Origin of the sequence: Psychrobacter sp. GW64-MNA-CIBAN-0177, assembly GCF_040309585.1 — a bacterium.
Taxonomy (GTDB): Bacteria; Pseudomonadota; Gammaproteobacteria; order Pseudomonadales; family Moraxellaceae; genus Psychrobacter; species Psychrobacter okhotskensis.
Genome location: NZ_JBEOOY010000026.1, coordinates 1 through 12,674, shown reverse-complemented (window position 1 = coordinate 12,674; position 12,674 = coordinate 1). Strand labels below are relative to the sequence as shown.

7 protein-coding genes are annotated in these 12,674 nt (G+C 44.0%); 6 read left to right on the top strand and 1 reads right to left on the bottom strand.

Annotated elements, in window-relative coordinates:
* Nucleotides 1-146: 146 nt before the first annotated feature.
* Nucleotides 147-1,352 (bottom strand): efflux RND transporter periplasmic adaptor subunit, encoded by a 1,206-nt coding sequence (locus AAEY79_RS12585; RefSeq protein WP_201565512.1) that lies wholly within the window; start codon nucleotides 1,350-1,352, stop codon nucleotides 147-149.
* A 718-nt stretch (nucleotides 1,353-2,070) separates the two neighbouring features.
* On the opposite strand from AAEY79_RS12585, the gene pilG reads away from it, so the two are divergent.
* From pilG to AAEY79_RS12555, 6 genes are all read left to right on the top strand, one after another.
* Nucleotides 2,071-2,448 (top strand): twitching motility response regulator PilG, encoded by a 378-nt coding sequence (pilG, locus tag AAEY79_RS12580; protein WP_010201623.1) that lies wholly within the window; start codon nucleotides 2,071-2,073, stop codon nucleotides 2,446-2,448.
* A gap of 363 nt (nucleotides 2,449-2,811) precedes the next feature.
* Nucleotides 2,812-3,174 carry a PleD family two-component system response regulator gene (locus AAEY79_RS12575; RefSeq protein ID WP_025652330.1) on the top strand — a complete coding sequence of 121 codons (363 nt, stop codon included), beginning with the start codon at nucleotides 2,812-2,814 and terminating at the stop codon, nucleotides 3,172-3,174.
* 3 nt (nucleotides 3,175-3,177) lie between these two features.
* Nucleotides 3,178-3,708, top strand: a complete 531-nt coding sequence (locus tag AAEY79_RS12570) for a chemotaxis protein CheW (RefSeq protein ID WP_025652331.1) — start codon at nucleotides 3,178-3,180, stop codon at nucleotides 3,706-3,708.
* Nucleotides 3,709-3,909: 201 nt separating this feature from the next.
* Complete coding sequence (locus AAEY79_RS12565) at nucleotides 3,910-5,310, top strand: methyl-accepting chemotaxis protein (RefSeq protein ID WP_201565511.1); 1,401 nt, start codon at nucleotides 3,910-3,912, stop codon at nucleotides 5,308-5,310.
* Nucleotides 5,311-5,459: 149 nt separating this feature from the next.
* Nucleotides 5,460-6,410 (top strand): protein-glutamate O-methyltransferase CheR, encoded by a 951-nt coding sequence (locus AAEY79_RS12560; protein WP_025652333.1) that lies wholly within the window; start codon nucleotides 5,460-5,462, stop codon nucleotides 6,408-6,410.
* 30 nt (nucleotides 6,411-6,440) lie between these two features.
* Nucleotides 6,441-12,614 (top strand): Hpt domain-containing protein, encoded by a 6,174-nt coding sequence (locus AAEY79_RS12555; protein ID WP_352288593.1) that lies wholly within the window; start codon nucleotides 6,441-6,443, stop codon nucleotides 12,612-12,614.
* Nucleotides 12,615-12,674 lie beyond the last annotated feature (60 nt).

The following is a 12,674-nucleotide window of genomic DNA, read 5'->3' as shown; positions in this document are numbered from 1 at the left end:
AGGGTTAAGAAAATATGATTAAGGCCTCAGCCAATATAGGACAGGGTAATAATACTATAGTGCCTAATTCAGCTATGACTAAACAAGACACGCTTTGTTAATGTTTCTACACAATGTAACTGTCTTTTTCTCTTCTTTCTCATTTCTTAGGAAACCACCACCTTTTTGCCTTTAGATGCAATGGTTAAGTCAGCAAGGCAAATTAAACTGTCATTGCTAATGCCGGCTATTAAGTACTGTTTGGTACTTGGATCGTACTCGACGACCTCGACTGGCTGACGAGTTAAACGCTGATCTTGCTTAATAATCCATACATTGGCGCTCAAGGGTCTTAGTGGCTTATACGGTGGTCGCTGCAATTCTGTTAAGTCAACATCATGCAACGCGCGCTCGGGGACAATCGTACCGACGTCGATTTGACCATAATTCACTCGCCCCGTCACCTGCATATTAGGCTGTAGTTTTTCACGGCTGATTTCATTATTGACGACATTTACATGAACCAGAAGCTGTTTGGGCTGAACCGTTGCTGTCAATTTGCTGACCTGCCCAGTGAACTTATCCGACATGCCTTTAGCACTAAAATTCACTGTCTGACCGACCGAAAGCTGAGGCTCAGCTTGAATAGGGACAGTGGCCATAAAGTGTAATTCAGTCTCATCAATGAGTAGCAGTAGCGGTTGACGCGCGGCTAGCCCTTGTCCAACTTTAGCATACAGCTTTTCGACGCGACCTGAAAAACTGGCACGTACAGTGGTTAATTGATAGGGCTGTTTGAGGTTAGCAGAGGTGTCATTACTGGTTGTTACCGTGCTTTTATCAACGCTAGGCTGACTGCTCTCTACATTTGCATCGTTTTCTGGTGGCGTTTTTTGGGCAGTGTTTTCTGTATTATTGTTTTTCGTAGGCTCATTTAAGGTTGCGAACTCTGCGTCTGCGGCTGCGGCAACTGAGGTAGCCGCTGACTCTAGCGGTTTACTTGCTGTGCCCTGACGCTGAACGATTAGCAGAGGTGTGCCTTTTTCTACCCATTGGCCTTTTTCTACCAAGACTTGCTGCACAGTAAGTGCGTTCGCAGCGATGAATTGAGTTTTTTTGATCGGTTCAATCACGCCTTGCAGTCCCATGCTTGGCTGATAGCGTGAGGGCTTTATACTCAGAATATGGTCAGGCGTCATAGTAACGCTATCATCGTCAATAATAATGGGGGTTTCTACTGTTTCGCTATTTTCAGCCGTCACCGGTTCATCAGTAGGGGGCGAGGGCTGACAGCCTGCCAGCAGTAACAAAGCGCTGCATAAATACGCACTATTTCTTAAACCTCTATTTTTTCGACCTCTCAAAACTCTCATACCAAGCACTCTCGTAAACGTCATTTTATTATATAGTGAATTGAGGTAAGGGCAAATAACAGTATTATATTTATGCAACATGCCCAGACGGTAGATGGCAAAAGTAACCTGAGACAAATTAGGGAGCATAATCAAAAGACTCTCACTAACTCAATGATTAATTTGAACATAAATTCACTAAATGACTGGAAAACAACCAGTAACTGTGCTAAAACGAACATATAAAAATATAATGATACATATTTATCACAAATGAAGATTATTCGGTAAGGTAAGTATTGTTTTTACTCAACCTTAAACCCTTTTGACCCTTTGTGTACATTTCAACAGATATCGAGCCAGTTAAATTTATGATGCTGACAAGGTTTAGGCTTGCCAGTTTTGAGCAAGTCTAAAAATTTCTATAAGCAAAGTGAGTCAGCAGATAGGCTGCTTTATAAACACAAGCATCTGGCAGTTTTTTAAAAAATAAAAGCCAAAAATAGCGCTTAATACACGAAGATAATTGTCGCTAAAGTGCGTATAGTAACCGATGGTAACGCCATGCTTGATAGGCGAATACTGATAGAGAACATGTTAGCGATCGTGACAGCGTAAAATACAAACTTAACCGTTCATCTCAATCCAAGAATAAACCATTTTATAAATTGAAATAACTGTTAAAATTTTGCACTGGCAGATAGTGCTACGAATAATAGCCGTTTATAGGACAATGATAATGGAAAATAATTTTGAAGGTTTGAAAGTCATGGTTATCGATGACTCTAAAACCATTCGCCGTACTGCAGAGACTTTATTACAAAAAGCGGGCTGCGAAGTAGTGACCGCTATTGATGGTTTTGATGCTTTAGCCAAGATTGTTGATAACAATCCCGATATCATTTTTGTTGATATCATGATGCCACGTTTGGATGGTTATCAGACATGTGCATTGATAAAGAATAACCCTGACTATGCCAGTAAGCCTGTGATTATGCTGTCGTCTAAAGATGGTTTGTTTGATAAAGCGCGTGGACGTATCGTAGGTTCGGATGAATACTTGACTAAGCCATTTAGTAAAGATGAGCTGTTTGAGGCAATCAACCAATATCGCTAATGCATAACGGCCTATATAATTGATAGCTAGGCAGTTAATTAGACAGTTATATTGGCATGATTAATGCATATAGCGTTACGGCTAAGGCAAGTAGCTGAGAGGACTGTTATTAAGAAAGTGAACTGTTGCTGCCGTGATTATTGAATACTTTATAAATGAAGTGTTGATGTTAAATAACCACGTTATAAACAGCCCAGTGATCATGATGGTTATCAATCAGTGTTTGTCATTTCATAGGTACCACCGTAAAAATAGGTATCATCGTAAAAATAGTGTTGCCAACAAGGCATTAGGCATTATTTTTAATAGATTTGTCTCAACAATATATCCGAACGGATATCATCGAAAATAAAGGAAATTTCCATGGCTACTGTTTTAGTCATTGACGACTCGCCATCTGAGATGGCGAAATTTCGCGACATGCTTGCAAAAAACAACTATCAAGTCCTTGAAGCGACAAATGGTGAGCAAGGTTGTCAAATGGCAGCCGATCATTTACCAGATGTCATCTTGATGGATGTGGTTATGCCTGAAATGAATGGTTTTCAGGCCACCCGTAAGATAACACGTGGCAAAACAACGTCGCATATTCCGGTCATCATGATCAGCACCAAAAATCAAGAAACGGATCGTGTTTGGGGTAAGCGTCAAGGCGCTAAAGAATATATCACCAAGCCAGTTGACGAAAATGGTCTGGTCAATGTCATTCGCAAAGTAATGGGGTAACTTGTGGCTTCCAGAGGATTTATTGAGCTTCTGCGTTTAGCAGATTTGGCACGCGCGCGCAAAAGTGGCCGTCACGGCGGACAAGAATCCGACTGGCAAGGGGTAGTATTCGAGATTGGTGGTCAGCGTTTGGTCGCACCAATGGGTCAGGTTTCAGAAGTACTGACCATGCCGGAGTTCACCAGTTTGCCCTTAGTAAAGCCCTGGATGCTCGGCATCGCTAATATTCGCGGACGCCTATTACCACTGACGGACTTGTCCGAGTTTTTGCAGGTGCCCAGTCGCTTGGCACAAATGAGTCAACGTAAAGTTATTGTCATCGATCATGACAATGTGTTCTCAGGCTTGCTTGTCGATCAAGTGCTAGGTATTGAACAGTTTACTCGTGGTCAATATCGTCCAGAAGCCCTTGAAAACGACTCGCCATTTGCACCTTACAATCATGGCAAGTTTTTTAAAAATGAACAAGATTGGTATATTTTTATGCCAAGCTTGTTGGTGCAAGATTTGCAGTACGCTGATGCGGCGCTATAACTGTCTGTCATAGAGTATTTGCTGTCATAAAATACTCGACTGCTAGCACCTAGCACGATAAAAATAAATACCGACTGACATGATACGGTTGTATGTCAGCATTCATACAGGCTTTGTTAATCACTGTTGTTTTGATAACAATATGATTGTCGAAGTCAGTCACGATAAGACTTTGACGATTGTTCGAAAGGAATACGCAAGATGAGTGATGTTATAAATAACCCTGTAGCTGGTAATAGTAAAACGACCCCCACGGTGAAAGACGCTAATAATACTTGGAAGTTATTATTAGGGCTTTTTGCTTTATTGACTGTGGCCTGTCTGATTTGGCTGGTCAATTCACTATCATCAGTGAGTCAATATCTGACCAATTTCAATCAATCAGTGGTATTGCCGGTGATTTTGTTTGTGATAGGTGTCGTAGGTATTTTATTTGCCCTATACCAATTACTCAAGCAACGTGGCGGCTCAGAGCGTCTACTCATCGAAAAAGAGACCTTGCGTCGTCGCCAAGAAGCAGAAGCGGAATCTGAGCGTGCTCGTCAAATTCAAGAAGAAAACGAGCGTAACCAGATCGCAATTTTGCGTTTGCTTGATGAATTGGGTGATTTGGCAGATGGTGATTTGACGGTTAATGCGACCGTATCAGAAGACTTTACGGGGGCGATTGCTGATTCGGTAAACTTTGCCATTGACCAATTGCGTCAGTTGGTATTGGTTATTAACAGCACGGCTGATCGCGTCTCGCAGTCCTCAGAACAAACCCAGATGAATGCCGTTGAGCTTGCTGAAGCCTCGGAAAACCAAGCGCAAGAAATCGCGGGCGTATCGGCTGCGATTAATGAGATGACCGTCTCGATTGACCAAGTTTCGAACAACGCGGCAGAGTCTGCAACGGTTGCCCAGCGCTCGGTTGCCATCTCTTATAACGGGGCAGAGGTTGTACAGCGCTCTATTGAAGGCATGAATGTTATTCGTGACCAGATTCAAGAGACCTCAAAGCGTATTAAACGTCTTGGTGAATCTTCGCAAGAAATTGGTGATATCGTTGGTTTGATTAATGATATTGCGGATCAGACCAACGTATTGGCATTGAACGCGGCTATTCAGGCATCAATGGCAGGGGAGGCTGGTCGAGGTTTTGCGGTCGTTGCTGATGAAGTTCAACGTCTGGCTGAGCGTTCAGCCAATGCCACCAAACAGATTGAAACCTTGGTAAAGACTATTCAGGCAGATACCAACGAAGCCGTGATGTCAATGGAATCAACGACTTCTGAGGTTGTGCGCGGTGCGCGTTTGGCCAAAGATGCTGGTGAAGCTCTAGAAGAAGTACAGAGCGTTTCTAATACCTTGGCAGATCTGATTCAAAATATCTCAAACGCCGCCCAACAACAGGCTGAGTCTGCTGGTCACATCTCTCATACGATGAATATTATTCAAGACATTACTTCACAAACATCATCGGGTACGATGGCCACAGCGCGCTCTATCGGCGAGCTAAGTGAAATGGCTGCCGCTCTCCAAGAGTCAGTTACGGGCTTTAAAGTATCAAACGATGATGAGCAATTAGAAGCGGAAGAAAGCTTAGTAGCCAATGCTTAATCAATCGCTTTTGCTTAATGGCTAATGCTTAATAATTAATTATTAGCCATCATAAACAGCCATTAAGCTTAGGGTGTTGTTATCTTGAGATTTTAATCAAAGGACTGCTCTAATATTAAGAGTGGGCAGCAGGAGCAAGAGCAGGTCACGTGGATAATCGTACTCAACAAGACGCTAATATAGTCGATAAAGCCAGTTCCGATTCGGTAACAGCTTTAAGGCAAGATGATAGTTTTGATACGCAGCAATGGCAACGCTATATAGAGCAAGAAATCGGCTTTGTTTTACCCGATATTCAACGCCAGTGGCTAGTAAATGCGATTGATCGTACCGCTGTTGCGAATGGATTATCAGCGCTGCAACTATGGCGTCAATTGCCGAACAACGATGCGCTGCGCCAGCAACTATTGGATAAAGTGCTGATTCACGAAAGTCGCTTCTTTCGCCACTTGCCTTCTATAGATTTTGTCACAGAGTGTGCCTTGCAGCATCAGTGCCTGACGCTAACAGATGACAGTATTGATGAGACGTTTCGCATTTGGAGTGTCGGTTGTGCCAGTGGGCAGGAGACTTGGTCGCTTGCCATGAGTTTGGCATCGAAGCAGCTGGTTAACTATGTCATATTAGGCACTGATGTCAGCCAGCAAGCACTGACAAAAGCACGTATGGCACAGTACGACCAACGCCAAAAAACGTTAATTCCGTCTTGTTGCCAGCCATTTATTCATCCATTACGTCCTGAGACTATGACTGAACAATCGACTGCCTGTGATTTATCTATACTAAAAAATGCTAGCAGTCACACTCGAGTACATTGGCAAATCGCGCCAACTTTACAGCAGTATGTTAGCTTTGCTTTACACAATATCATCAATCAAGAACCACCCACCCCGCATCTACAACAGGTCATTATCTGCCAAAATATGCTGCTATATTTTCGTAAGTTTGATCAACGGGATATTCTGACTAAGCTGTCAGAGCAGTGTGCCTTAGGTGGTTATATTGTATTGGCTCCAGGTGAGGCGTTGTTTTGGCGTCCTTCAAATATGCGCCGTATTGCGCACCCACAGATTAATGCGTGGCAAAAGATCAGTGCCTAAATTACCGCCTAGACGAGTTAGGATAAACCTATGAAAAACCAGCCCAATGACATGGTGACGCTCGAGTGGCTACTACCACTTTTTAATCAGCAATTATCACAAGTATCTGATGGCTGGCAATTAGGCGCTGATAGCACTAATTACGAGCAAATGGTACAGCACTACCATCAAGTTGGTGGCGCTCTAACTATGGTTAACCTGCCTTTATTGGCAGACTTAGCGACTAAGCTAAGTCTGTTGGCAGGTGCTGGTCGCCAAGAGGACTTTACTACTGACGATTGCCGCAGTGGTCGGTTTTCTCATCGTCTGTTACAACGTGAGCTGACGCAGTATATGCGTACAGGCAGTCATCATACGGCTTTGATCAATAGAGCCGCTGCTGATCTTACTCAGTCACTATCACGACGAGGTATTGCGACAGATCTTTTTTCACAGCCATCTAGCACTACTAAAAATACACCTCACGAACATTTGATTAATAGCGATTTTAGCGCTGAAAATGTCATCGATGATATTGAATTAATCGTACCAAACCCGGCGGCAGATGCCCATCTAGACATTCAGCAATATCAGCAGTTATTGTTGGTTTGGCGTCAGCAAGTACAAGCATTGTTAGCTGCTAATAGCAATCAGCCCTCTATACTAGCCCTCTTGCAAAAAGTCAGTGAGTACTTATGGCAAAGCACAAAAGAGGGTGATGTGCAGCGTCTATGGTATCTAACCGAGTTATGGCTGCACGATCTTGCCCACAATAAAACACCATTGCCTGAGCACTATGCGCCATTATTAGCGCAGCTTGAGCAAGTGATTGAGTCAGGCGGTCATCAGACTAAGCTAGCATCGAGCGTTATTAAAGACTTGATAGCCAGTATTTATATTGAGTTAAGTGGCCTTGCACAAAGTAGCGAGCATACGCAATCTATTCTCAATAATTTACCGCAAAGTGAGACTGTGGCTTCGCGTTTTTTACCGCGCATATTGAGTGAGCTTGAGACGCTCATATTCAGTCTTGATCAGCCGCAAACTTTATTGAATCCATTACAGCGTATAAATAGTCAGCTCGAAGCTCGAGGTTGGACACTCTATGCGTCACAAGTCGCATTTATTCTAGCAGATATCGAACGTGCTCTCTCCTCAGAAACAGGGTTTGCACAAGAGCAATGGCAGATCGAACGCCAGCTCCAAGAGCTATATAGTGCTATTTATAATACCGAACAGACGATATCTACCAAAATAGGGGACGCAGCTGACTTTACTTTGAGGTCTGATAGCGCTGACTCGCGGTTAGGAGCTAGTACGGACAGCAGCGCTGCTACGAAAGACTTACGTGAACTGCGCATTGCTGTTGAAGACATAAAACAGCGCTTTAACGCCTATATACAGCGTCAAGATATTGCCCTCTTACCTGAGACGGCTGAGCTGACAGACATTGGCCACACTTTTGATGAGATGGGCTTGCCCTCAGTCCGTGAAGCGACTGATGCGATAGCCAACCTATTTGTACAACTGACGACTCATGATGTTAATGTGCTCAGTTGGAATGTTACTCAAGCGTTGGCTGAGGGCTTGACCTCTATAGAGCTGCTGCTAGACTATCTGGCGCAGCAGGTCTTTGACCAACCATTATTAGCGCTGGCAAATCAGCATATCGATAATGCTACCATACTGCTGAATGACTATATTCAAGCGCCTGAAAGTGTTGAGCACAGTTTCCTTAGCCAAAAACCTGTGGCAACTGATGTGCTGCGCTACGATGATAGTGGGGAGATTGCGCCTGTTACTGAGCATGCCGTCAATGACCAAGCTTCTGATATCCAGGCTTCTAATACGCCAAACCTTGATACAGCAAGTGTAGACGATGAAACTGTATTAGAAGATGAGAGCGATAACCTCATAACGAATAGTGCTGTAGTAGGTAACTTTAACACTGCAAGCGATAGTGAAGACTTGCTGCGCGCGCGTGAACAAGTGAAACCTGACACTTTTGATATAGATGAAGACATTCGGGACATTTTCATCGAAGAGGTGACAGAGGTCGTCGAGGACTTAGAAGATTTTTTACCGATTTGGCAGCAAGACTCACAAGATCTAACGCCATTAACAGAAGTGCGCAGAGGTTTTCATACCTTAAAGGGATCAGGACGCATGGTTGGTGCTTTTAGCATCAGTGAGATGGCATGGGCCATCGAAGATCTGCTCAATCGTCTGTTGGATAAGACATTACCCGTCACGGACGATGTTGTTGACTTGGTGACAGAGAGCACTAAGCGATTATCAGTCTTGGTTACAGATTTTACAGCACAACAACCGCCAAGCTTTGATCCTGCGGTAACCATTTTACAGAGTCATAACTTGATGACAGGACAGCCGGTTAACTCGGGTTTAGAAACTTCTATAGCTGCACCATCAGGCATTGTATTCAGCGAAGATGATTCTATATTAGATGAGACTCTTGACTTAGGTGAGCCCATGTCAATTGCTGACTCTACTGAGTTGGCAGATGCTGCAGATACGATTAATGATTCTCAAACTGTACAGAAAGAGGCTGGAGACAGAAATCCAATAGACTCTCTTTCTGGTTTAGCATTACCAGCCGTACTCGTTCCTTTTATGCAAGAGACTGAGCAGTTACCAACGGATGCGAATGATGCTGATCCTGATATTAAAGAAATCTTTATAGAAGAAGCCAATGAAGTGCTGGCCGACATCGTGCCTTTATATGAGCATTGGCAGCTGTCACCCACTGATTTAAGCGATTTGGCGGATATTCGTCGTGGATTCCATACGCTAAAAGGTTCTGGTCGCATGGTAGGCGCCAACTATAGTGGCGAGCTAGCATGGTCTATAGAAAACATGCTCAATCGCATTTTGGATAAGAGTATCGTCGCGTCAGCCGATATAAGACAGCTTATCGCCGATGTGCTAGGCGCGTATCCCGCCATGCTAACTGCCTTTGAAAATAATAACAGTCAAGGTTACCCCGCATTGGTGCCGTTATGGATTACCTGTGCTAACGCTTTTAGTAAGCAACTAGGCGATGAATTCAGCTATGTTGAGTTATATAAGCAAGCGTTGAGCTCTACTGAGCAGTATTCTGCAGTGCAGCCTGATGATACGATTGACCGTATCCATGATGATAGTAGCAATGATGATATTGAAGATATGGATAGTATGTTGCAGACAATTCATTCGGTTAATGCGATGATGGCAGAAGCACCCGTTATTTTGACGCATCAAAATGCAGAAGAAAAAGCATTTTTTGAGATTTTTATCGACGAAGCAGAAGCGCTATTACAAGATATCAATACCTTTGTTGATGATCATCAAGGCCAGCCTCACATTGCAGTCAGTGATGATATTGTTCGTGCCTTCCATACCCTAAGAGCCGCGTCTGGCTCTAGTGCTTTAGCGGCGATTAGCGAAGTCAGTGCGATGATTGAGCAAAGCTTAGAGCTATTACAACAGCAGGATGCTTCTATGAATGCGCAACACCTAGAAGCATTAGCCCAGTCTGTGACACTGATGGATGGCTACCTCAATAATTACAAACAGAATGCCCAGCAGCAAACCATATCGACAGAAGAGTCGCAAAGCCAGCAAGATATTGCCTCATTACAAGCCATGCTGGGTGAGCAGTATGCCATCGGCGATCATAGCGAAATTACGAATAACAAGCCCACTATAGATCAGCTATTAGATGAAAATATTGATGAGTTGCTCGATGCTGAATGGCAGTTAAATGAGGCGCTGAGTCACTCTGATAGTGAGCAGGTTCAGACATATATAGAGCAACAACTTGCCCAAATAAATTATCTATCTAGCAAAGCGCTAGAGTTTCCAAAATTCAGCGCGATTCTTGGTGCATTAGCAGCGGCTTATACTTACTTAAATGATCATCCTGAAACAGCAGCTGATGCTGCTATTCAAACCACGTTACTGGCTGGACATGCTCAGCTAGTAGGGCTATTCGATGCCTTGGCTGGTAGTACCTCACTAAAAGTTGATGAGCAAGTGCTTGAAGGTTTACAGCGTATTGCTAATGGCACTGCCAGCAGTGATGAGGCTATCGACGAGTATAATGATGATCTGCCTAGCGTGCAAAGTGTCTCTGCCCCTGAGTTGCAGCTAGAGTCTATCGATACCGATATTGAATTGTTAGAGATCTTTTTAGAAGAAGCGCAAGAGCTCGATGATGCGCTTGCCGAGAGCTTTAACAAATGGCGTGCGGACATCTCTAACATCAATACTCTAAAAGTATTGCAGCGTCATTTGCATACCATTAAAGGTGGTGCGCGCATGGCAGGTATCCGTAGTATTGGAGACTTGACTCATGAGGCGGAGAGTATTTACGAAGCCTTTGTAGAGCATAGACGCGAGCCAACCACCCAGTGGCTTGAGATTATGCAAATCGTGCAAGATACCTTGTCGTTGCAAGTGATGCATATGGTCAAGCATCAGCAATCGTTTTTTGCACCTGAACTTATTGAGCAGCTGCAACAGTTTGAGAACGCACAAGCATTACCAGATAATGTCAATCTGATTGTACCGGTGCCAAAAAACCATGCTGACGCTGAGCCGCAAGTTTTTGCTAATGATGCGACAGACAGTAATGTCAAGACCACAGAAGTATTAACGCTTGATAGAATGATTAAGCAGTCATGGGCCAATGGCTTACCGGACCCTGATATCTTAGAAGTGTTTTTAGAAGAAGCGGCAGCGCTTACCAATAATAATCAATATTTGCAGTTATTCTTAGATAACGTGAGCGATACCGTTGCCTTGCAAGCGCTACAGCGTGACCTACATACCCTTAAAGGTGGCGCAAGAATGGTCGCAGCAAATGGCATAGCGGACTTGTCACACGAAATGGAAGCAGTCTACGAAGACCTTGCTAGTCGTCGCCGTCCTGCAACGAAAAAAGTCCAAGAGTTACTGGTGGCTTGTCATGATTGGTTAGCAGATGCTCTGTTTATTCTAAAAGAGCGGGTCAACCCGCCAACACCTGGATTGTTGATAGAGGCGCTACAAGTATTCAGTAAAAATCCTGATAGCCTAAAACAAATACCTGATGAATCGCTGCAAGGGCAGCGAAAAGCTATCTTGACCGCCAAGGAAAAGCAAAATTCAGATGGTAGGGTCAAAGACATCAGTAAGATGCCATCGATGGTCGGCAAGTTCACTGGGCAAGAGCAGAGCGCTAGTAGCAATGAGATGATTCGTATCTCAGGTGGTCTAATCGAGCATATGATTAACTTGTCTGGTGAGTCAGCGATTAACCGTGCTCGTATTGACATGGGTATGAGTAGCTTGACCAACAGCCTTGAAGAGATGGGCATCACGGTACAGCGTTTGGCGGATCAGTTACGTCGAATGGAGATTGAGCTTGAAGCTCAGATTTTATCGCAGATAGATGATGAGCTGATCAGCCATGAAGGCTTTGACCCGTTAGAGATGGATCAGTACTCCTCTTTGAATCAGTTATCAAAGTCTCTGACAGAGTCGGCATCAGATTTGATTGATATCAATCATACACTGTTAGAAAAGACCCGAGATAGCGAGAGCTTATTATTACAGCTGTCGCGGACGCAAACTGAGCTACAAGATGGCTTGATGAACTCGCGTATGGTGCCATTTACGCGCTTGACACCGCGCCTTGAGCGTACCGTACGTCAAACGGCCAATGAGCTTAACAAGTCTGTTGATCTAACGATTATTAATGCCGATGACGAGATGGATAGAACCATTCTAGAGCGCATTACGTCGCCGCTTGAGCATATGCTACGTAACGCTGTCGATCATGGTATCGAAGACAGCGCAAACCGTCTAAAAGCTGGTAAAGCACGCAGTGGTAACATTACTTTAGAAGTACTGCGTGAAGGTAGTGAAATTGTCATCAACTTGTCCGATGATGGGCGCGGTATCGATGTCGAAGCGGTTCGCAGCAAAGCAATTGCTCAAGGTCTTATCGATGCAGACGATAGTAGTCTGACGGATCTTGATATCATGCAGTATATTTTTAATGCAGGCTTGAGTACCAGTAAGCAATTAACGCAAATCTCAGGGCGCGGCGTTGGCATGGATGTCGTTATCAGCGAGATTCGTCAGTTAGGTGGCGTAGTATCTGTAGTCTCTGAGCTTGGTCAAGGATCGCGCTTTACCATGCGTTTACCACTCACAGTAGCAGTGTTTGTAGTGGTCAACTAATTTAGGACACCTGATAAGAGGTTTTGATTAAAGTAACGTCTTTCTGTTTCAGCTGGTGTT